Genomic DNA, 21583 nt, shown 5'->3' with positions numbered 1-21583 from the left:
CTCAGGCTATTCGGTATTTAGTAACGCTCTTTTGCAGTTTTTACTGTGAAAGTTCGTAGATTTTGGTTCTTTATCTAATCTTTTGATCTGCAAATCTCCGTTCTGGCAATTCCGGTTCCGAAGAGGGTGCGGTTGCTCGATCGACAGGCGTCGGCGGCAGGGACAGCCGCCGTCGAGCCTACATGGACGTATTCACGGCGTCCTGTCGGGCGAGTGACCGTACCCAGCCATCCCTCGCACTTTCATTTGCTGGGCCTTCATGAACGTTGGGCACCCTCTCTTCAAACATCATTGACTTTCGTTTTTTGCTTCATCTAATGGTCCCACTAGTTAAAGCCGCGTAAAATAGCACTTAAATCAATCCATACACGAACAGACATCCGATGATTTATCGAGCCTCAATACGGCAGGCCCCGCTCGGAAACGATAAAACGAAATTAAACCCATCATGACAACCATTCCTGACATAACGATTATCGGCGGCGGCATTATCGGTCTCTTGACCGCCCGCGAACTCACCATGGCCGGCGCCCGCGTGAGCATTCTTGAAAAAAACGCTATCGGACGAGAGTCTTCCTGGGCCGGCGGCGGCATTTTATTGCCGATTTATCCGTGGCGGCAACCTAGCGCGATTTCGGAATTGGTCAGGCACAGCCTGGACATTTACCCCACGCTGGCGACGGAGCTCAGAGAATCGACCGGCATCGACCCCGAGTGGAGTCCGTGTGGCCTGTTTATCAGCCGCAACCCCGATATCGAACAGGCTATCGATTGGTGCGAACGCTATAGTATCGATTATCGAACCGAGCAAACGCCGAGCCTGGATAATCTAAATTGCGATCCGCTCAATCCGCTCTGGCTACCCTATATCGCCCATGCCCGCAATCCTCGCTTATTGAAATCGGCCCGCCGGGATGCGGAAAACCGAAACGTCGAGTTGATCGAACATTGCGATGTGCAAAACGTCACCGTGAAAAACGGCAGAATCGTTTCGTTGACAACCGACCGAGGCAAGCGTCCGGTCGGTCATCTGACGGTCTGCGCCGGCGCCTGGACGAAAACGCTATTCGAGCGCTACTTTTCCGAATTCGCGGCTCCTGAGATCCAACCCGTCAAAGGGCAAATGCTGCTTTACGACGCGCCGCCCGATCTATTGCCGGGCATGATTCTCGAAAACGATCACTATTTGATTCCGCGGCTCGACGGTAAAATACTGGTCGGCAGCAGCGTCGAGCATTGCGGCTTCGATAAATCGACCTCGGAAGCGACTTACCGCCGACTGAAGTCTTTCGCCGAACATTTATGCCCGGCATTGAAAACGATGCCGATCATAACGCATTGGGCCGGCTTGCGCCCCGGAACCGAGCATGGCGTCCCTTTTATATTTCGGCATCCCAACCTTGACAATTTGAGCGTTAACGCCGGCCATTTTCGTAACGGCCTGGTCATGGCGCCGGCATCGGCTCGCTTAATGGCCGATTTAATTCTGGGTGAAACACCTATAACCGACCCGGAACCTTATCGCCTATTCGCTCCTCATTAAACCGAAAATGTTATTCCGGCCACGACCAACCGGAAGTATCAACTTAGAAAAAGCATTTCTCCATGAAGATCATGAAGCCGTAGGGTGCGCATCGCCCACCTGGGCCGGCACCTGTCGTCGGGTTCGTTGCCTTGGAAAGGTGCGCAATGCGCACCCTACGAAGCTAACCCCATGGATAGGTTCGCGGCGGACCTCGATAGACATACCCGATACCTTTTATTTTTAGACGGTTTTTCGATCAAAAGGGAGTAGGATTATTATTCGAATTGAGCGCGAAGCTTCATTGCGATGCCAAGGCCTGCACTTCAACCGTGATGTGTTTGATTCGGCGAAAGTCGCCGAGCAAGGCTTTGTAATAGTCCGGCGGCTTTGGAAAACGAGTCGTCACCGCAACGATCGCGGCGTATTGGTTAGGGCCGATTTGCCAGACATGGAGATCGGCCACTCGATTATCCGAGTCGTTTTCCAGCGCCATCTTGATCGCGGCCGTGTAATTTTCTTCGATACTGCCATCCAGCAATATTGGCCCGGTTTTCTTCAACAAGGTCATCGACCAACGCAAGATGATCAATGCGCCCAAAATTCCCATCGCAGGATCCAGCCAATTCAATCCGTAATATTTTCCGCTCAGCAATGCGGCAATCGCTAAAACCGAGGTCAATGCATCGGCCAACACATGAAAAAATGCCGCCTCGAGATTATGATCGTGGTGATGTTCGTGCTCGTCGCCGTGTCCGTGGCGGTCAATCAATATCAGCGCGCACAGCAAGTTAATGAACAAGCCGATGCCGGCCACCATGATCGCTTCGTCGAAACGAATACTTTGCGGCTCAAACAAATATTTGACCGATTCCATCGCCATGACCGCGGCAACGACAGCCAACGTAACGGCACTGGCAAAACCGCCCAACACACTGACCTTACCGGTTCCGAATGAAAACCGGGGATTACGGGCGTTTTTTCTCGCATAACGATAGGCAAACACCGTGATCATGAACGCCGCGACATGAGTACCCATGTGCCAACCGTCGGCCAATAAGGCCATCGAACCATAAAAGATTCCGGCCGTTATTTCGACCACCATGGTTACCGCAGTCAAAAAAAGAACGAAACTCGTCTTTTTCTCGGCTTTTTTATGCTGCTCGATATCTCGTTGCAAATTGCAACTAAGTTTTGAATCCGCGTCGCGCATACGATCTATTCCGGCACTAAAACAATGAAATTGACAATAACGTCCACTATCCGCTGTAATCTAAAAAGCATTTCACCATGAATGCCATGAAGAATAAGAAGTTAATTCAATAACTTGTTATTTGTTTGCATAGAACGTTCATTTATCCAAGAGGTTAGCGGCAATGTTTAGGTCATCTCTGGAAATATGCGTTTCATGGTTAAACGGTCCTATTTTCGGGGTATTTGAAAAGACATTTTGAAACCGTGCTTGTGGGAAGTCAATTAGACAGAGGCAATTGGGTGATAACGAGGCGAATGAGAGATGGACGGGAGATGGCAGCGCATAACCAGGCTACTTGGTTCTCCGTAGCCTGGTATCCGATCAATTGAAAACGGAATTAAACGCCGTGCGCTTATTTCAGCTTAGGGCAGTCGACATATTCGGCATGCACTGTGCTGATTTTGACGACGCGATGTTTCTGATTGGGGTTATTGTTAGGTCCTTCCGCTTCGCCAACAGCCGATATCCGCAATTGGTTCGGTCTTGCGCCTGCTTGTCTCAGCATATTTGCGACAGATGCCGCTCGACGTTCCGCCAGCCTTTTGTTGCTAGCCGCGCTGCCGACCGTATCGGTGTAAGCCACAACATCTGCAGTTGAACTTGGGTGAGTTTGCAGATACTGACCGATCAAATTGATATCGTGATGATTGGTATTGTAAGGCGTTGCGCTACCGGTGCTAAAGAATGCGCCGGTTCTTTGGACTTTACCTGCTTTATCGTGATTATCGCTATGAACTTCGGTCAGCCAGTCGCACATGGCTTTTTCCGATTCCAGACGATGATTGGCCGCATCGCGAGCCGCATTCATCGCTTTTTGCTGCTGATCGATATTCCAATAATGGTCGTTTTGCCAATGTCCCAGTATGTGATTGGCCTCTTCGAATCTTTCTTCAGCGGCTTCCCAATGGTACAGCGCTTGCCCATAGTTCCCGGCTACCGCTGCGTCCATTTCCGATTTTAAAGCGGGAATGTCCTTTGCAGGGGGGGTACAAGCCGTTAATGCCGGAGCCAATATAGCAAGCGACAGGTATACAAGTTTTCTGTTCATGATTTTTATCCTCTTAAATCAAAAGCGATCCCTACCGGGAGATCAGTGGAGAGTTGTTAACCCAAAATAAATGGATTATTCGCCGTCATCCAATGGACCGTAAGTCGTCCAAAAACCCGGATAATGGGCGCCGAAATAACGCGTATCTTCACTGAAACGGTCCCACACATAAGGCGGAGTTATATAGTCTTTTGTAGGAATCGGAGAGGTAACCAGCTCAGCCACGCCAATGACCGTCCGGCTTACGCCATGACCTACACCACGCAATAACCCCCAGCTCATGCCGAGAAATATATTGGAATCGCTGCTGATATTGACGATATTTTTTGGTATTTCAATCCACCCTGTCGTCGTATTAAAAAAACCTTGACTCACCTTCTTTGTAAAACCGGACAAATACCCTTGTTCGTGATCGTCGGCATATCCCGGACTTGCTGTTACGAGTGTGCCGACTAACAGGCCGGCGGTGATTAATTTATTTTTATTCATTGTAGATTCCTCCCGAAACGTTAAAGGTATCAGGTCCACTATAACAATCATTCAAGTTGTTATAACTCCGACCCAAAGAGTTTTCACATGACCGAAACAGTAGGTTTATTTGACGGCCATACTGGCCAAAGCCTCCTTACTTAAGCATCAAACAACTCTCCCTATTGCATCGGCTTAATGCAAAATAGATATTTAAATCGAAGGGACGCGCGCTCCTTTATCCCTTAATAACGACAATAGCCTAAAGGTTGAATGTTGTCAAACCGGCGCCCTGCCTGAATTCGTAGTAATTTTCATTATTGTCTACCGTTTATAACAATCAAAAGCGTAACTTGACGCAAGTCAGTCAATGCGATCGTCCCCTATGCGCACCAACGGGCATCTTTTTTGAAAACCGACCGCCGAAAGCGCCTTTCTACACTTGGGATTTGCCCCATACGCATCAAGCTAAAAACGGCCAACTTGAATTAATAGTGAGTATTCAGTTCCCCGGCCATTCTCGTTCCCACGCTCTGCGTGGGAATGATAGGGGGGATGTGAATAATTACAATTAATAAGTGTTAGCGTCATAACAAAGACCTATGCTCAGCCGCTCTCCTTTGCATGAACTATATCAGTAGCATCAGCATAAATGCGCCGCCATGCGTGACACTAAAATAAACGATCGACAACACAAACGCCAAAGCGGGCGTGATTAATAAAATACGCATGATCAAATAGGTAATAACCGCAAAGACCCAGACCATCAAGCCGAATAAAATATAGTAGCTCAACAAGTCGTCGGTTGTTGTTAGCCAAACGATAACAGGAAGACCCGCAGTGGCAATGATGTTCTCACAAATCAAAAAACTGGTCGCTGCCGAAATAAACCCCGCGCTCGCTTTTCTAAAAATCAAGAGTATTTCAACAAACATCAAGGTTAACCCGGTTTCCAGAATAGCCTCGATCAGCGCGTCTAAAGGATCGGTAATATTAGCTAGAATAAATAACTCGATTAGTAAATAATAGTACAAATTTTTTTGAAAAAAACTAACCGAACGCGGCAACTCTAGCGGACAATGCCTGAACCAGCACAACGGAACGTAGGCTTTTATAAGCTCCATTCCTCCCCCTAATTGTTGTTATCCAAAATTATTCTGCGTCCGGACTTTCGGATTCCAAAATTTTGCTGGTGTTATCTAATCGATCTTCATAAACATTGAACCCGTCATTCAATGCAATGACCAGCTCTTTAGCTTTTTCGCTTAATTTAGCCAGACGAAGCTTAGTTTTCTTATTCCAGCCAACCGGGGTATTGATCGGCAATAGCATATGAGTGTTCGTCAGGCTTTTTTCGAACAATTCCGCTAGATTTTCCAGCAAATGGAGTTCCTTTTGCCGTTCCTCCAATCTTCCGATAATTAACTTCGCCTGCAATTTACTAATCGCGATATGCAGCGGCGCCATAAACGCTATCAGTCCTACTAATGTCAATGGCCCCACGATGGGATCGAATAATATCGCAAAGAAGCCCATTTGAATTTCGGCAAACAACATCAACATGACGATGGAACCTAAAATCAAAAGGCTGGAAAAATGCGCACGCTCTTTCCAAAGCTCGATAGCTTGCTTGACTTCCGGTATAACGACCGCGCCGACATCGCGGATATTCTGTTCGAGCGCTTGCAGAATTCGGTAGGACCGGTAGTGATTTAAGTTTTCGATACGCTCATCGATAATCCCCATCGACTCTTTATTCCGCGGATCGGCTAAGTTTGCCTGACTGGATAGCACGACGAATTGTCCGGTCTTGATACCCAGTTCAGCCAATCTTTTTTGCCATGATTTGATAACTTCCGCATTTGCAGTCGCATGATCGATGATATAGACGAACTTATTGGAGTCCTGCTGTTCGGCAATGCTCTGACTGAGCCCCGTCAACGAATGCAATTCGCTATCGAAAACATCGCAAAACACTAGAACCAAGTCGGAAATCTCGACAATATGCCGGGTTAGCAGCTTTGTAATCGGATTAACCGGGGCTTCTATTCCGAAGTTGGGCGACTCGATTATCAACTTACCTTTCAATCGCTCGTTATTGACGGTTTTCAGCTCTAAATACGCGTTAACATTATTGCCTTCGCCCCGTATTTCTTGTTCTAACTTTCGGCTTATCCGGTAAAAAGGCAAACGGTGATCCAAATCCAACGCGGCCCCGGGCAAGGTTACTGCATGGTTTTGGCTATTGTGCTGCAGAACCGTGAATTTATGATTAGATGATTGTATTCCCGCTAAACTCTGATTCGCATTCAAATATTGATTGATAAACCGAGAACTCGCCTGCGAAGATCCGCCGATCACGCTGATAATAGGCCACCAGGAATGTTGACTGGCCGTGGTTTCGTCAGCACCGATCAGACCCAAATCGAATTCGAGTTGATCAAGTTCGTGAAACACCTTGGCCGCATCGAGCAAGACCGGATTATTATCGACAAAATGCTTTTCAATATTGAGCAATTGTTTACCGGGTGTTTTTTTTGTCATCAGTTTGACCTTGATTGTTATTAATTGTTATTTGTACGCCTGAGTCAGACGTCATGGCATATTAAATGGATAGGCGTAACGTCTTGAGTTCGACCACTCCCTTGATATATCGATACTGCCGCTACCTGCCACACCAACCGACGCCCACGGCACGACAATAGACCGCGTAACTTAGCTGAATTCCATGATTAATAAGTAGGATTTCAAGTATACACCCAGTTAAAACGCAATCAAAAAATGATCTTATCGACATTGTTGTTGAAATTAGCTTACCCGGCAGTAATGCCGCATCAACTGACTCAAACCGCTGACCAAGCAAAAATAATCCTAAAAAGAGCAGCTTACATGTGTTGTAGACCGTTCGTGCTATGCCAAGTCGAAGCATGAACGCTCTACAACACTTTCACCGGCTTGGTGAAGCCTCAACTGCTCTTTTTAGGATAATCGGTATTCAAGTCTTTGCCTTTGTCATTAACTGCCAGTATATTAGCTAGCTTATCATTACCTTAAATATGAGGCTGTAAAACGGGTCGCTAGATGGAAAAACCAAATACTATCCTTCCAGGCGCTTGGGCCTTAATGACCGTGATCCTTGCTTTCGTTTTATCGGGATGCGCAAAACCTTTTTGGGGCGGTTATGGGGACACTGGCCTAAGTCGGGATGCGTTTGAGGTATATGTCGAACAAGTCTTCCGATTTCAGAATCGGCTAACCAACGAAGTGATGCTCTTATCTCTAAGGAGCGAAGACCTCAATCAATTCAACGACATCTACTTAGCCGAGCATAAAATGCATGAAATCTGCAGCCCTTTAAATGAATATGTGGCCAAGAGCATGGATGACCAAAATGCCGGGCTGCTGTTAATGCGACGCTTGGAAAGGTCAGTGGCGCCTTGCGAACAAGCCGCCCAATATGTTGATTTACTGCTAAGGCACTTGGATTAGATCTGCCGATGATAAGCTCAAACTTTCTTTAAAGGCGTTAAAACCGTATTGACAGCCGGTTTACTTTTATCGATTTCCGGATAATCGAGCGTGTAATGCAAGCCTCTGCTTTCCTTACGTAACTGTGCACAACGCACGATCAATTCGGCAACTATCACCAAATTACGAAGCTCCAATAAATCGCTGGTCACTCTAAAGTGGCTGTAATATTCAGCGATTTCGCTTTTCAGTAATTCAATTCGGCGCATCGCGCGGCTCAATCGTTTATCGGTCCGTACGATACCGACATAATCCCACATAAAATGCCTGAGCTCGCTCCAATTGTGAGAAACGACCACCTCTTCGTCGGAATCGCTGACCTTCGACTCATCCCATTCGGGAACCTTGGAAGGCTCCGGTATATCGGGCAGTATTTGAAGAATATCCCGGCAAGCCCGCTCAGCGAAAACCAAACATTCGAGCAGCGAATTGCTAGCCATGCGATTCGCGCCATGCAAACCGGTACAGGCAACTTCGCCGACCGCATAAAGATTCGACAAATCGGTACGGGCATAGCGATCGGTTAAAATACCGCCGCAAGTATAATGAGCGGCCGGCACAACCGGGATAGGTTGTTTAGTAATATCGATATCCAGTTTTAAACAACGCTCATATATGTTCGGAAAATGCTCACGTACAAAGGCCTCCGTTTTATGGCTGATATCCAGATAAACGCAATCGATCCCACTTTTTTTCATTTCATGATCGATAGCTCTGGCAACGATATCGCGTGGAGCCAGTTCCTCGCGAGGATCATAGCGATGCATGAACGCAGTCCCGTCCGGCAAAATGAGACGCCCCCCCTCTCCCCGGACCGCCTCGCTGATCAAAAACGAATGCCCATGCGGATGATAAAGACAAGTGGGATGAAACTGCATGAATTCCATATTGGCGACTCGACAACCGGCACGCCAAGCCAAAGCGATACCATCGCCGGTCGCAATTTGAGGGTTAGTGCTGTACAAATACACTTTACTGGCGCCACCTGTAGCAAGCGCGACTGCTCTAGCCGCGATAGACTTAACACGGTGCGAGTGGATATCAAGCACATAAGCCCCCGTTACCCTGTCACTGGTTTTTTTGCTTAAAATTAAATCGATGACATTATGATGCTCGTATATCTTAATGTTAGGATGTGCCCTGGCCCTTTCGATTAATATTTCCGAAACGGCCTTACCAGTGGCGTCGGCCGTATGCACAATGCGGCGGTGCGAATGACCGCCTTCGCGATTCAGATGCAATTGCGTTTCGCCGGTTTCGGTTTGCTCTTCTGTAAACACAACCCCTTGATTCCTAAGCCAATCAATTGACTCCTTGCCATGCTTGACCGTCAATTCGACTATATCGGGATCACACAATCCGGCGCCGGCATCCAGCGTATCGGCAATATGCGATTCGAGCGAATCTTGTGCATCCAAAACTGCGGATATTCCGCCTTGCGCATAATAAGTACTGCCTTCGAAAATCACGCATTTTGACAAGACGGCAACACGGACTCGGTCGGCAAGCTTAAGAGCCAAGCTCAAACCAGCCGCGCCACTGCCGATGATAAGAACATCATAAGTTTCAGATTGATTCATGTAATGGTTGAAGTTATCGGTATTTATTTTTTTGTTATTTCTTGGGTATTAATACAGCAATACTATAATTATGGCTTCATAAGCCTTGTTTGTGGATAATAACGTTTTTTTATACGTTAGCAATTTTTTTTGAAGCTTAAGAACTTGTGCGGTTTAATTCTGTCTATCAAAACACATTGGAAAACTTGTGAAAGTTAAAACAGGGACCAGCGAACAACTGGATAAAGACTTGGTGTTGCGCGTGCAGCAAGGCGACAAGTCTGCCTTTGATCTATTGGTCATCAAATATCAGTATAAAATAGTTCAACTGGTAAACCGCTATGTCAAGGATCCCAGTGAAGCGCAGGATGTGGCGCAGGAATCTTTCATCAAGGCTTACCGGGCGATTGGTAATTTTAGAGGCGACAGCGCTTTTTATACCTGGCTCTACCGCATTGCCATCAATACCGCAAAAAACTATCTGGTTGCCCGCTCACGGCGTAGTAGCGATTATGAAATCGATATCGACGATGCGGAACAAATACAAAATGCTCCGGAACTAAAAGGTATGGATACGCCGGAACAGCATTTGCTGAACGAAGAAATCCTTGAAACGATCAAAGCCGCAATCGAAAAATTACCTGAGGAAATGCGCATAGCCATTACCTTGCGGGAGTTCGAAGGAATGAGTTATGAAGAAATTGCCGATGCGATGGAATGCCCGGTTGGCACTGTTCGGTCGCGCATTTTTAGAGCGCGAGAAGCGATCGATAATAAATTAACCCCTTTGCTTAAATGACGGTAACTTTTGATGGTCGATGAACTAAATCAAAAAATTTCTCAACTCCTTGATGACGATCTCAATTATCAAGAATCCTTGAGTTTACTCAAAAAAATGCGAACCCAACCGGGTTTACAGCAACAGTTGCACCGCTATGAAGCAATCAGCCATGTGCTCAAATCCGACACCTTCGTACCTGTCGATACGGATTTTGCCCAACGGATTAGCCGAAGCTTGCAAACCGAGCCCGTTTATCTGGCAACGCGACGCAAACCCTTTAAAAAATCTTACGCCTCGATATCGGCCTTAGCCGCCTCTGTAGCTGCTGTCGCAGTGCTTGTCTCTCAAGGGATTAATCAATCATCACAACCGCACATGATGCCCTTAGCTCAATCGCAATCGGTAACCATGGCGGGAAATGCCGAACTGCAGGACCCTCAGCCGTCCCTTGACCATCCATCCGAAAAGGAATTGACGAGAAACCGATTTATTAAATACCTTCAAGCTCATAACAGCAGCCGCTACATAGATGGGGCAGTCAATCTTCAGCCTTATGCGCGGACCGTTCAGTATCAGCAGGAATAATCGCGTGTTGAAAGTTTTAAGTTTTGTTTTATCGCTGACGGCCGCATCCGCGTTTGCCGCCGAAATCGATGCCAAGCAGTCGCCTGAGCATTCGCTTTTGAAAATGCAGCAAGCAATGAAACACCTTAATTACCAAGGTACAGTGGCTTTTTTAAGAAACGGCAAGCTTAATGTCTTAAAATATTCACATGCCTCGACCAATGGCACAGGACAAGAACGCTTAGTTTCGGTAAACTCTCCTTTGCGAGAAACCATTAGGGATGCCGATAAAGTCAGCTGCTTCTTCCCTGAAACCTCTAAAGTTATTGTCGATCACAGACCTGCCGCTCGGTCTTTTTTAATCGATTTACCCGAGCAATTAAATGGCTTGGAAGCGTATTATCAATTTACGTTTTCCGGCGAAGAGCAAGTAGCCATGCTGCCAACAAGAATCCTGGATATTTCTCCAAAGGACCAGTATCGTTATGCACGCCGAATCTGGATAGACATCGGACAATATTTACCATTAAAGGTTGAAGTTTACGACCGCTCGGGCAACACCATCGAGCAGGTTGTATTTACCGAACTTGAAGTCAAACCTAGCTTGCCTTTTATCGATGTCGACTCCGCTCTCTTGGATAAAGAGGTAGAACGCATTCATAACCGGCAACCCATGTCTTTTGAAACCGCGGGATTTGTTTTAAAACAAGTCCCCGGCGGCTTCCGTCAGCAATTTTTCGTGCAAATGACAATGCAGGGCAGTAATCGCCCAGTGGAACACTTGCTCTTATCGGATGGATTTTCGTCTGTATCGGTTTATCTTGAAAATAAAGGTGCTAATATTGAGCTTGGCGCTCGCTCAACCGACTCTGTCAATGCATTTAGCCGAATCATCGACGATCATGTGGTCACCGTAATGGGAGAAGTACCCGAAGAAACCGTCAGGTATATCGCGGAAGGCGTTGAGCTTCGCACGGATATCCAATAAATTTTGCCATTGCTCAACGTATCTATATAGTAAACCGGCGTGCATTGAAATAATTTCACAACACCACTCAACTCATTTACCAAGTAAGCGATTTCCCGACGTCGATATCGCAAGGCCAATTAATCGGTCCAGTGCGCTTTTCGAAAGCTAACGGTAAGATCACCCTGCCCTGTACAAAATACGCTATCTAAATGACCTATAATTCCCGACGATCCATCATGAGTTTACCCGGAGGCTATCACTCTATGAAAATTTATGGACTCTTATTATTAAGCTTGTTGTTCATTCAAAACGCTGCAGCGCAACTGCCCGACTTTACCGGGATGGTCCAGGATAATGGCAAAGCCGTGGTCAATATCAGCACCTCCCAAAAAGCCCCGGAGAATGAAGTAACGGGCTTTCCCGGAGAGCCTCAACTACCGGAAGGCATTCCTCCGGAACTGGAAGAGTTATTCAAACATTTCTTCCAAGGGCCGGGAGGCGGCATGATTCCCAGGGAAACTAATTCGTTAGGGTCAGGATTTATCATTTCCGGCGACGGTTATGTGCTGACCAACCATCATGTCGTCAAGGACGCTGATGAAATCGTCGTTAAACTAACCGACAGACGCGAATTAGTCGCTAAACTGATCGGGTCGGACTCACGAACCGATGTCGCACTGTTAAAAATCGATGCTGAAGATTTACCTTCGGTTGCCATCGGCTCCCCTGAAAAATTGCAGGTCGGCGAATGGGTACTTGCGATCGGGTCGCCATTCGGTTTCGAACAGTCGGTCACCGCCGGCATCGTTAGCGCAAAAGGCCGCAGCCTGCCCGGCGGAAATTATATTCCGTTCATTCAAACCGATGTTGCAATAAATCCGGGTAATTCGGGCGGCCCATTATTCAACATGGAAGGCAAAGTGGTCGGTATCAACTCCCAAATCTACAGCCGGACCGGCGGATTCATGGGGCTTTCTTTCGCAATCCCAATGGATGTCGTCATGAACGTCGTCGACCAGCTCAAAACTAAAGGTAGCGTATCGCGCGGCTGGCTCGGCGTGCAAATTCAAGATGTCACCCGAGAGTTGGCCGAATCGTTCGGCATGAAACGTCCTGTCGGCGCCTTGATCGCCAAAATTATTGCCCAAAGTCCGGCGGAAGCTGCCGATCTTCAAATAGGCGATATCATTGTCGAGTTCAATGGTCAGAAAATAGAAACATCCGGAGACCTGCCGCCACTAGTAGGCATGAGCCCGATCAATGAAAAATCCAAACTCACCGTGATTCGCCAAGGCGATAAAAAAGTGGTTAGCGTTAAAATCGGATTACTACCGGAAGAGGATGTTCAGCAAGCCGCCACGAAAGCCACACCGAAACCGGACAATCGCCTCGGCATCAGCGTCAGTAACCTGAATGAAGAACAACGCGAACAAACTCAAGTCTTGAAAAACGGCGTGTTAGTTCAGAATGTCGGCAAGGGACCGGCTGCCCAAGTCGGTATCCAACGCGGCGACGTCATTTTAAGGATCGCTAATAATGTCATTCGAGATGTGGCTGATTTTGATAGAATAGTCAAAAATCTTCCGGCCGGCCAATCGATTGCTGTATTAATACAGCGGCGGGGCAGCCCGGTCTTTTTGGCCATTAAACTAGATAAATAAACGTGGATTTAAAAAACATAAGAAACTTTTCCATCATCGCGCATATCGACCATGGCAAATCGACACTGGCCGACCGCTTCATTCAACTATGCGGCGGCTTAAGTAACCGGGAAATGGCGGCCCAAGTCCTCGATTCGATGGATATCGAGAGGGAACGCGGCATTACGATTAAGGCGCAAAGCGTCACCTTGAATTACCAAGCCAAGGACGGCATTACCTATCAACTGAACTTCATCGACACTCCGGGACATGTCGACTTTTCTTACGAGGTCTCAAGGTCCCTAGCCGCCTGCGAAGGAGCATTATTGGTCGTTGACGCCGCTCAAGGCGTCGAAGCGCAAAGCGTCGCGAATTGCTATACCGCGATCGAACAAGGTCTGGAAGTTGTCCCGGTATTGAATAAAATCGATCTGCCGTCCGCCGAACCCGAACGCGTGATGGCTGAAATCGAAGACGTTATCGGTATTCCCGCCGATAATGCCCTCAAAATTAGCGCTAAAACCGGCGTCGGTGTCGAGGACGTGCTGGAACAATTGGTTCAATTGGTCCCGCCGCCTTCCGGCGACGAAAATGGACCATTGCAAGCACTAATCATCGACTCTTGGTTCGATAGCTATCTGGGTGTAGTGTCGCTGATTCGGATCGTCAACGGCAGCATCCGCCGCAAACAAAAAATCACCATCATGTCGACCGGCAAGTCATTTCTTGTCGACAAAGTCGGCGTGTTTACACCGAAGCGACTGGAAAAAGACACCCTTAATACCGGCGAAGTCGGCTACATGGTCGCTTCGATCAAAGATATTTTCGGCGCTCCGGTCGGCGATACGATCACTTCGACCGACAACCCGTCCGATAAGCCATTAGCCGGATTCCAAAAAGTCCAGCCGCGCGTATTCGCCGGCTTATACCCGGTATCTTCGGACGACTATGAAGACCTGCGTGAAGCGCTAAACAAATTACAATTAAACGACGCTTCGCTGCAATTCGAACCTGAAACTTCGCAAGCACTGGGTTTCGGTTTCCGCTGCGGATTTCTCGGCATGCTGCACATGGAAATTATTCAGGAACGACTCGAGCGCGAATACGATATCGACCTGATAACCACGGCACCGACCGTGGTCTACGAAGTGACCACCCACAACGGGGAAGTTTTAATGGTAGACAACCCGGCTAAATTGCCCGATATCGGTGCGATCGCATCGATTAAAGAACCGATTATCCGCGCCAATATTTTAGTTCCTCAAGATTATTTGGGTAACGTTATCAATCTATGTATCGAAAAACGCGGCATTCAAAAAGACATGCAATACGCCGGACGACAAGTCTCATTGAATTATGAATTGCCGTTAAGCGAAGTCGTACTGGATTTTTTCGATCGTTTGAAATCGGCCAGTCGCGGCTTTGCTTCATTCGATTACGAGTTCTTGCGTTTTCAAGAAGCTTCGCTGATTAAACTGGATATCCTGATCAACGGCGAAAAAGTCGACGCACTGTCGATCATCGTTCATCGAGACATCAGCCAAAACCGCGGACGCGATTTGGTTGAAAAAATGAAGGACCTGATTCCTCGTCAGATGTATGAAGTTGCTATTCAAGCCGCGATCGGTTCAAAAATCATTGCCCGGTCGACAGTTAAAGCGATGCGTAAAAACGTGACTGCTAAATGTTACGGGGGAGACATCACTCGTAAGAAAAAACTCCTGGAAAAACAAAAGGCCGGTAAAAAACGCATGAAACAAGTCGGCAAGATAGAAATTCCGCAAGACGCTTTTCTTGCAGTACTTCAGGTCAACAAAGACTAACTTTTATTCTTATACTCCGACGCCCCTTATACTCCAATCAGCTCTTCACTTTTTGCACCTTTGACCATGAATTTCGATTTTTCATTTTTTTTAGCGATCGCCACTTTATTGACCGGAGCGATTTGGGGCGGCTATTTAGCCTACCTTAAATTCGCCAGCATCGACCCGCCACCGGAAAACGAGCCGATTATAGTCGAGTATGCTCGTTCGTTTTTTCCGATCGTGTTGATCGTTTTGCTGCTCAGATCGTTTTTGGTTGAGCCGTTTAGAATCCCTTCCGGGTCGATGATGCCGACCTTGCTGATCGGTGATTTCATTTTGGTAAACAAGTTTACCTATGGCATACGGCTACCGGTCATTAACAAAAAAGTCGTCGAAATGAGCCAACCCCAACGCGGCGATATCGTCGTATTCCGCTATCCTAAACAACCATCGGTCGATTACATCAAGCGCATCATTGGCTTACCGGGCGATCGTGTCGCTTACGATAAAAAAAACCTCTATATCAATGGCCATCCGGTTAAACGCGTTTCACTCGGCATTTATGAAGGCGTCGGCCAAGGCGAAAGCATGACCGGCACCGAACATTTTCTAGAGAATTTAAACGGTATCGAACATAGCATTTTAATCAGTCCCGGCGCGCCTTCGATTGACGGCGTTTATGTTGTACCCGAAGGCCATTTTTTTGTAATGGGCGATAACCGCGACAATAGCAACGACAGCCGCTATTGGGGCACGGTACCCGAACAAAACCTAGTAGGGAAAGCATTTTTTATATGGATGAACTGGGATTGGCAATATAAAGGCGTCGGCTTCGACCGTATCGGCACAATCATTCAATGAAATCCCATTTTTTATCTTATAGGGGACGACTATGAAAGCTTCCTTGCAACGCCAAACCGGATTAACGCTCATTTCGACTATATTGCTTCTGGGCTTGATCGCGTTTTTTACGCTGTTGATTTTGAAAATCGCGCCAATCTATATAGACCATAGTAAAGTAGTCAATTCACTGGCAGGCCTAAAACAGACTGTCGACATTCAAACGAAAAATAAAAACGAAGTTTGGAATGCCTTGGACAAGCGCTTTAACCTCAATTACGTTTATAACGTCACAAAGGATGATGTCAAAATAACCAAACAAGGCAATTATTTGAAAGTTGAAATCGATTATGAAGTCGTCGAAAAGATTGTCGGTAACTTGAGTGTACTCGTCGAGTTTAATGAAGTCATTGAGGTGGGTGTAGAGTGACGAGAGACCCTGAGATACTTTGTAAAAAACTGGGTTTGCACTTCAATAACATGCAGTTGTTTAAAATGGCGCTGACCCATCGCAGTATGGGAGCGCATAATAACGAGCGACTGGAATTTCTAGGCGACTCGATTCTTGGCTTCGTGGTCGCCGAGAAACTGCACGAAATGTTTCCGGAAGCCAGCGAAGGCGTTTTAAGTAGACTCAGAGCCAGCCTTGTCAATCAGGGTGCGCTCGCTGACTTGGCAAGAAAGCTTAATATAGGCGATTATTTAATCCTTGGCTCGGGGGAACTGAAAAGCGGCGGTTATCGACGCGACTCGATCCTATCCGACGCTGTCGAGGCGATTATCGGCGCCTTGTTTAAGGACCAAGGCATTGAAATTTGTCGGCAATGGGTTCTGGATATGCTGCAGGACAGACTCGACAGCTTATCGCTCGATAATTGGCAAAAAGACCCAAAAACACAATTGCAGGAATTGATGCAATCAAAAAAACTGGACTTACCCGACTACACCTTAACAACGATGTCCGGCTTACCGCATGAACAAACGTTTAAAGTGAAATGCACGATTCCATTATCGGGAAAATCGTGTATCGGTTCCGGCGTATCAAGAAAAAAAGCCGAACAAGATGCCGCAGAGCAAATGCTGGCGCTATTGAAGCGAGAACAATCATGAAATGCGGCTATGTTGCGTTAATCGGCCGACCCAACGTCGGCAAATCCACGCTGATGAATCATTTGCTAGGCCAAAAAATCAGCATTACATCACGAAAGCCACAAACGACCAGGCACCGCATTCTCGGCATCAATACAACCGAAACCGGCCAAGCGATCTATGTCGATACTCCCGGAATGCACGATAACGAAAAACGCGCACTCAATCGTTATCTCAATCGAACAGCGGAAACCACTTTGGTCGGCGTCGAGGTCATCGTTTGGTTAATCGATGGACTTTCCTGGCAGCCTTATGACGATTTGATTTTCAAAAAACTGGAGCAAGCCGGCTTACCGGTCATTCTAGCGGTTAATAAAGTCGATAAAATCAAAGACAGAGATACTCTGTTGGCATTTTTTGCCGAAGCCCAACAGCGCTTTGCTTTCGAACACATCATCCCGATTTCCGCGCTAAAAAAAACCAACCTGCAACAACTGGAAAAACTCGTCATGGAGTTGCTGCCGGAACGCGACCCCATTTATCCGGAGGATCAGATTACCGACCGTCCGGAACGCTTTTTAACCGCTGAAATCATTCGAGAAAAATTGACCCGCCGACTGGGCGACGAATTGCCTTATTCGTTGACTGTCGAAATCGAACGCTATGAAGAAAACCCCGAAATCACTAAAATCTATGCCGTGATTTGGGTCGAGCGTAGCTCGCAAAAAAGTATCGTGATCGGGAAACAAGGCGAAATGCTCAAGAAAATCGGTTCCGATGCCCGGCTCGATATCGAAAAACTAATCGATCAAAAAGTTTATTTACAGTTATGGGTAAAAATCAAACAAGGCTGGTCCGACAACGACCGAGCGTTGCGAAGCCTGGGCTTTAATGATTGAGACTGTTGTTTCGTTGCAACCGGCTTTTATCCTGCACCACCGGAACTTCCGGGAAACCAGCCTGATCGCCGAGGTATTGACTCGGGATTTCGGCCGGCTCTCGGTTCTAGCGAAAGGCGTCAGAATACCGAAATCGAAACTAGGCCCCTTTATTCGTCCGTTTGTTCCTGTACTATTATCATTTTCCGGCAAATCGGACTTAAAAACTCTGACGCACATCGAACCCTGGCAAACGGCACCGAAACTGCATAATCTCGCACTGTACAGCGGGTTTTATATCAATGAACTGGTCACTTATTTTCTGCACCCTTTCGATCCACACCCCGAAGTGTTTCTACTTTATCAAAATGCCTTAAGCCAGCTATCGAATACCTCAGACCTGGAACCCGTACTCCGGGTTTTTGAACTTAACCTGCTGACACAAGTCGGTTATGGCTTGCAGTTCGATGTAGACAACCTTCATCATCCGGTTTCGCCCAGTAAGAAATACCGTTTCAATGCCGAATCGGGACCGGTCGAATCGGAGCAAGGAGATTTTGCGGGAAGTACTTTCCTCGCACTGGAAGCACGCTCATTCCCGGACAGCGCCACTCTGACCGAGGCTAAAAAAATCATGCGCTCGGCAATTAATTTTCATTTGAATGGGAAGCCACTCAAAAGCCGAGAGGTTATTTCCAAAATCCTCAAACACTCGCATTCATGAACAACAACGATATTCTACTTGGCGTCAACATCGACCATATTGCCACGTTAAGGCAAGCTAGAGGTACTCAGTACCCTGACCCGATCCAAGCCGCATTGATCGCCGAACAAGCCGGCGCGGACGGTATTACTGCTCATTTGCGCGAGGATCGCAGACATATTCAAGACCGGGATATTTATCTACTGCGCGACATTATCCACAGCAGACTGAACTTGGAAATGGCCGTCACCGACGAAATGATTGCAATTGCGCTCAAAGTCAAACCTTACGCTTGCTGCCTCGTTCCGGAAAAGCGCGAGGAACTGACTACCGAGGGCGGTCTGAACGTGGCCGAAAATCAATTCCGCATGAACGATGTCTGCCTTCGGCTCGGCGAGGCCGGAATCGAAGTCTCCTTATTCATCGACCCGGATCGGCGTCAAATCGACGCTGCTGTGAAAGCGGGCGCGCCAGTCGTAGAATTGCATACCGGGCGTTATGCCGATGCGGAAACATCAAGCATTCGCTCCGACGAGCTAAAGCGCATTCAATCGGCCGCGCAATACGCAAACAGCGCCGGATTACAGGTCAATGCCGGACACGGACTCAATTTTCACAATGTCGAAGCGATTTGCAAAATCCCTGAAATTGTCGAATTAAATATCGGCCATGCCATTATCGCCCAAGCGGTTTTCTCCGGTTTAGCCAAAACCATCGGCGATCTCAAACAATTGATGCGGCAAGCCCGATTACAAAGCTTGATCTCTAGATAACCGATGAAATTACAATGCTTTCAATTAACCTCGGCCGGCGACCGAGAAGTTAATCAAGATTCGATGGGGCGCATTATACAAGACGACTATGCCTTGTTTATTGTTGCCGACGGACTCGGAGGCCATCAGTCGGGTGAAAAAGCTTCCCGATATTTTTGCCAAGGCTTATTAAAATTAGTCCATCAGCACCGGAGTCATCTTGCTCAAGCTCCCGATGAAACCATGACGGCATGGTTTAAATCAGCAGTCGAAGAAATGAAAAAGCTTTTCGGCAACGATCCATCCGCATCGGAAGCGCATACCACCTGCGCATTACTCTATATCGACCCGAATCAAACAATCACAGCGCATTGCGGCGACTCCCGAATTTACCGGATGAATGCGAATAAAGTTCTATGGCGTACGAAAGACCATTCAATCACGCAGCAACTGTTGGACGAAGGATCAATAACCGAACAAGAAATGGGCTTGCACCCTGAGCAAAACCAATTGACGCGTAGTGTAAATATCCAGCAAACCCATCTACCCGAAATCCATGTTTACCCCCCAATAAAACTGGGCGAAACATTTCTCTTATGTACAGACGGCTTCTGGGAGTACGTTAAACCCGCCGAATTACTCGATTTAGCACAACCCGATAGCGGTAAAATCGAACTAGGGAAATTTGCCCGATTGACGGTACTCAGGGCAAGAGGCCACAGCGACAATGTGACGGTCCAATGGATAAGGTGCCTGGGATGAAACGCATAAATAACCACGATGCTGACATTAAGACTGATGTTTGCGCGCATATCCTGTATCAAAACGACAAAACGACACACCACATCAAAAGGGGTCTATTGATTTAACAATAGCCCCTATCGCTCAAATCTCGAAATATACCTTTCGCACTTCAAATTTCGGCAGTGCCTGAGGAGACGCCAGGGTGTGCGGCAAAGGCTTTGCCAGCATGGAGCTGGCATAGAGCCTACAGGGATGTATTCACGGCGTCCTTTGACGGACACCCTGGTGCCGAATTTTGATCTGCGATGGGTATACATTAGGCGCGGCACCGAATATACTCATCGCACTTCAAATTTCGGCGGTACCGAAATTTGAAGTGCGAAAGATATATGATGCGCGAAAGGGAATATATCAGTACTTAGAGCAGATTTGCTCTGAATTAAAACTAGGCGGCCAAGCCGTGTTTTTGTATACGGTATAGCAAGGTATCTCGGGTAATGCCTAATAAGCGGGCTGACTTGCTGCGATTGCCGTTGGTTCTAGTAAGCGCTTGATTGATCAAGTCCGCCTCTAGAGAGTCCAATTGAATACCGAAATCAGGCAGTTTAAAATTCGGAATATCACCTGCATCTGCCGAAGGAGCCTTTTCATCAATATATTCAGCAAATTCATGCGGTAAATTATCGGGCTCGATAACTTTTCCCGCCAACAAAATCGACAGTCTTTCACATAAATTGCGGAGTTCTCTTATATTACCAGGCCATCGATAGCGAGTTAAAACTCGAATCGACTTTTTACTGAATTTCGGGGCTTCGAGCGAATGAGCCTGCGCAAAATGCCGAACAAAATGAGTAATCAGCGGCTCGATGTCTTCGGTTCTTTTCGATAGTGGCGGCAACTCTAACGGTACGACATTTAAACGAAAGTACAAATCCTGCCTAAACTGTCCTGCGTCGATTTGCTTAACCAAGTCTTGGTTACTGGCCGCGATGATTCTCACATCGACGCGATAAGGCTTGGTTTCTCCAACAGCTAAACATTCACCAAGCTCTAAAAAACGCAATAATTTTGCTTGAATCGACAGAGGTAACGAATTAATTTCATCCAAAAATAAGGTCCCGCCATCAGCGGCTTGAAAAATGCCTTGCTTGTTAATGTTGGCTCCGGTAAATGCACCTTTTTTATGCCCGAATAACTCAGACTCCACTAAGCTCTCAGGCAAGGCGGCACAATTCAACTTGATAAACGGCTTATTAGCACGCGCGCTTTCTTTTTGAATAGCGGAAGCTAGCACTTCCTTACCTGTACCGGTTTCTCCTTTGATGAAGACTGTTACATCGGTACAAGCAACCATTCTAGCGCTACGAATTAGAGAATCGAGTGCGGGAGATTTCCCAATTATCGAATTAAAATGATCCACAGGAGCCTCTCCTAAAA

Annotated in this window: 21 protein-coding genes; 14 read left to right on the top strand and 7 right to left on the bottom strand. The window is 47.1% G+C overall.

The genetic code is table 11. The annotated features are described in order from the left end of the window. Positions 1-448 precede the first annotated feature (448 nt). A complete protein-coding gene (locus tag ACRJJO_RS10125; protein ID WP_431065641.1) occupies positions 449-1543 on the top strand; it encodes an NAD(P)/FAD-dependent oxidoreductase in 1095 nt (364 codons plus the stop codon). A 280-nt stretch (positions 1544-1823) separates the two neighbouring features. Here ACRJJO_RS10125 and dmeF read toward each other — a convergent pair whose 3' ends face one another. The 5 genes from dmeF to ACRJJO_RS10100 all read right to left on the bottom strand — a co-directional run bounded on the left by dmeF (position 1824) and on the right by ACRJJO_RS10100 (position 6837). After that, positions 1824-2735 carry a CDF family Co(II)/Ni(II) efflux transporter DmeF gene (gene dmeF, locus ACRJJO_RS10120; protein WP_431065640.1) on the bottom strand — a complete coding sequence of 304 codons (912 nt, stop codon included), beginning with the start codon at positions 2733-2735 and terminating at the stop codon, positions 1824-1826. A gap of 394 nt (positions 2736-3129) precedes the next feature. Next, entirely contained in the window at positions 3130-3825 is a 696-nt protein-coding gene (locus ACRJJO_RS10115) for an OmpA family protein (RefSeq protein ID WP_404358030.1), read from the bottom strand. Between the two features lie 75 nt (positions 3826-3900). Beyond that, a complete protein-coding gene (locus tag ACRJJO_RS10110; protein ID WP_431065639.1) occupies positions 3901-4314 on the bottom strand; it encodes an exosortase system-associated protein, TIGR04073 family in 414 nt (137 codons plus the stop codon). Between the two features lie 608 nt (positions 4315-4922). Continuing rightward, a complete protein-coding gene (locus ACRJJO_RS10105; RefSeq protein ID WP_431065638.1) occupies positions 4923-5417 on the bottom strand; it encodes a hypothetical protein in 495 nt (164 codons plus the stop codon). Between the two features lie 28 nt (positions 5418-5445). Then, positions 5446-6837, bottom strand: a complete 1392-nt coding sequence (locus ACRJJO_RS10100; RefSeq protein ID WP_431065637.1) for a hypothetical protein — start codon at positions 6835-6837, stop codon at positions 5446-5448. Between the two features lie 537 nt (positions 6838-7374). Here ACRJJO_RS10100 and ACRJJO_RS10095 point away from each other — a divergent pair. Next, positions 7375-7782, top strand: coding sequence for a hypothetical protein (locus ACRJJO_RS10095; protein ID WP_404358037.1), 408 nt, complete (start codon positions 7375-7377; stop codon positions 7780-7782). Positions 7783-7799: 17 nt separating this feature from the next. Here the strand turns inward: ACRJJO_RS10095 and nadB are convergent, their stop codons facing one another. Then, positions 7800-9401, bottom strand: coding sequence for an L-aspartate oxidase (gene nadB / locus ACRJJO_RS10090; RefSeq protein ID WP_431065636.1), 1602 nt, complete (start codon positions 9399-9401; stop codon positions 7800-7802). Between the two features lie 187 nt (positions 9402-9588). On the opposite strand from nadB, the gene rpoE reads away from it, so the two are divergent. The 12 genes from rpoE (at position 9589) to ACRJJO_RS10030 (ending at position 20164) form a co-directional block, all read left to right on the top strand. Beyond that, the gene (rpoE, locus tag ACRJJO_RS10085) at positions 9589-10179 is read left to right on the top strand and encodes an RNA polymerase sigma factor RpoE (protein ID WP_431065635.1); all 591 of its coding nucleotides are present in this window, start codon (positions 9589-9591) and stop codon (positions 10177-10179) included. Positions 10180-10191: 12 nt separating this feature from the next. Further along, the gene (locus ACRJJO_RS10080; RefSeq protein WP_431065634.1) at positions 10192-10746 is read left to right on the top strand and encodes a sigma-E factor negative regulatory protein; all 555 of its coding nucleotides are present in this window, start codon (positions 10192-10194) and stop codon (positions 10744-10746) included. Between the two features lie 4 nt (positions 10747-10750). Then, a complete protein-coding gene (locus ACRJJO_RS10075) occupies positions 10751-11713 on the top strand; it encodes a MucB/RseB C-terminal domain-containing protein (RefSeq protein WP_404358043.1) in 963 nt (320 codons plus the stop codon). Between the two features lie 245 nt (positions 11714-11958). Beyond that, positions 11959-13356, top strand: coding sequence for a DegQ family serine endoprotease (locus ACRJJO_RS10070; protein ID WP_431065658.1), 1398 nt, complete (start codon positions 11959-11961; stop codon positions 13354-13356). A 2-nt stretch (positions 13357-13358) separates the two neighbouring features. Next, positions 13359-15158 carry a translation elongation factor 4 gene (lepA, locus tag ACRJJO_RS10065; protein WP_404358047.1) on the top strand — a complete coding sequence of 600 codons (1800 nt, stop codon included), beginning with the start codon at positions 13359-13361 and terminating at the stop codon, positions 15156-15158. Between the two features lie 66 nt (positions 15159-15224). Next, entirely contained in the window at positions 15225-16001 is a 777-nt protein-coding gene (lepB, locus tag ACRJJO_RS10060; protein ID WP_431065633.1) for a signal peptidase I, read from the top strand. A gap of 31 nt (positions 16002-16032) precedes the next feature. Continuing rightward, positions 16033-16410, top strand: coding sequence for a DUF4845 domain-containing protein (locus ACRJJO_RS10055; RefSeq protein WP_404358051.1), 378 nt, complete (start codon positions 16033-16035; stop codon positions 16408-16410). Continuing rightward, positions 16407-17090, top strand: coding sequence for a ribonuclease III (gene rnc, locus ACRJJO_RS10050; RefSeq protein WP_404358052.1), 684 nt, complete (start codon positions 16407-16409; stop codon positions 17088-17090). The genes ACRJJO_RS10055 and rnc overlap by 4 nt, the downstream gene beginning before the upstream one ends. Then, positions 17087-17968 carry a GTPase Era gene (era, locus tag ACRJJO_RS10045; RefSeq protein ID WP_404358054.1) on the top strand — a complete coding sequence of 294 codons (882 nt, stop codon included), beginning with the start codon at positions 17087-17089 and terminating at the stop codon, positions 17966-17968. The genes rnc and era overlap by 4 nt, the downstream gene beginning before the upstream one ends. Next, a complete protein-coding gene (gene recO, locus ACRJJO_RS10040) occupies positions 17961-18671 on the top strand; it encodes a DNA repair protein RecO (RefSeq protein ID WP_404358056.1) in 711 nt (236 codons plus the stop codon). Before era ends, recO begins: the two co-directional genes overlap by 8 nt. Continuing rightward, a complete protein-coding gene (pdxJ, locus tag ACRJJO_RS10035) occupies positions 18668-19423 on the top strand; it encodes a pyridoxine 5'-phosphate synthase (protein ID WP_431065632.1) in 756 nt (251 codons plus the stop codon). The genes recO and pdxJ overlap by 4 nt, the downstream gene beginning before the upstream one ends. Positions 19424-19426: 3 nt before the next feature. Next, positions 19427-20164 (top strand): PP2C family protein-serine/threonine phosphatase, encoded by a 738-nt coding sequence (locus tag ACRJJO_RS10030; protein ID WP_431065631.1) that lies wholly within the window; start codon positions 19427-19429, stop codon positions 20162-20164. 427 nt (positions 20165-20591) lie between these two features. On the opposite strand, the gene ACRJJO_RS10025 is transcribed toward ACRJJO_RS10030, so the two are convergent. Next, positions 20592-21566 (bottom strand): sigma-54 interaction domain-containing protein, encoded by a 975-nt coding sequence (locus ACRJJO_RS10025; RefSeq protein ID WP_431065630.1) that lies wholly within the window; start codon positions 21564-21566, stop codon positions 20592-20594. Positions 21567-21583 lie beyond the last annotated feature (17 nt).

Source organism: Methylotuvimicrobium sp. (assembly GCF_050611805.1).
In the GTDB taxonomy this organism is placed as follows: domain Bacteria; phylum Pseudomonadota; class Gammaproteobacteria; order Methylococcales; family Methylomonadaceae; genus Methylotuvimicrobium.
Note: the sequence above shows the minus strand (reverse complement) of the source record. Positions and strands in the feature narration are given on the sequence as shown.

Coding starts and splice junctions, on each gene's coding strand:
- ACRJJO_RS10125 (WP_431065641.1), top strand. CDS start 449: ATGACAACCATTCCTGACATAACGATTATCGGCGGCGGCATTATCGGT.
- dmeF (WP_431065640.1), bottom strand. CDS start 2,735: ATGCGCGACGCGGATTCAAAACTTAGTTGCAATTTGCAACGAGATATC.
- ACRJJO_RS10115 (WP_404358030.1), bottom strand. CDS start 3,825: ATGAACAGAAAACTTGTATACCTGTCGCTTGCTATATTGGCTCCGGCA.
- ACRJJO_RS10110 (WP_431065639.1), bottom strand. CDS start 4,314: ATGAATAAAAATAAATTAATCACCGCCGGCCTGTTAGTCGGCACACTC.
- ACRJJO_RS10105 (WP_431065638.1), bottom strand. CDS start 5,417: ATGGAGCTTATAAAAGCCTACGTTCCGTTGTGCTGGTTCAGGCATTGT.
- ACRJJO_RS10100 (WP_431065637.1), bottom strand. CDS start 6,837: ATGACAAAAAAAACACCCGGTAAACAATTGCTCAATATTGAAAAGCAT.
- ACRJJO_RS10095 (WP_404358037.1), top strand. CDS start 7,375: ATGGAAAAACCAAATACTATCCTTCCAGGCGCTTGGGCCTTAATGACC.
- nadB (WP_431065636.1), bottom strand. CDS start 9,401: ATGAATCAATCTGAAACTTATGATGTTCTTATCATCGGCAGTGGCGCG.
- ACRJJO_RS10080 (WP_431065634.1), top strand. CDS start 10,192: ATGGTCGATGAACTAAATCAAAAAATTTCTCAACTCCTTGATGACGAT.
- ACRJJO_RS10070 (WP_431065658.1), top strand. CDS start 11,959: ATGAAAATTTATGGACTCTTATTATTAAGCTTGTTGTTCATTCAAAAC.
- lepB (WP_431065633.1), top strand. CDS start 15,225: ATGAATTTCGATTTTTCATTTTTTTTAGCGATCGCCACTTTATTGACC.
- ACRJJO_RS10055 (WP_404358051.1), top strand. CDS start 16,033: ATGAAAGCTTCCTTGCAACGCCAAACCGGATTAACGCTCATTTCGACT.
- era (WP_404358054.1), top strand. CDS start 17,087: ATGAAATGCGGCTATGTTGCGTTAATCGGCCGACCCAACGTCGGCAAA.
- recO (WP_404358056.1), top strand. CDS start 17,961: ATGATTGAGACTGTTGTTTCGTTGCAACCGGCTTTTATCCTGCACCAC.
- pdxJ (WP_431065632.1), top strand. CDS start 18,668: ATGAACAACAACGATATTCTACTTGGCGTCAACATCGACCATATTGCC.
- ACRJJO_RS10030 (WP_431065631.1), top strand. CDS start 19,427: ATGAAATTACAATGCTTTCAATTAACCTCGGCCGGCGACCGAGAAGTT.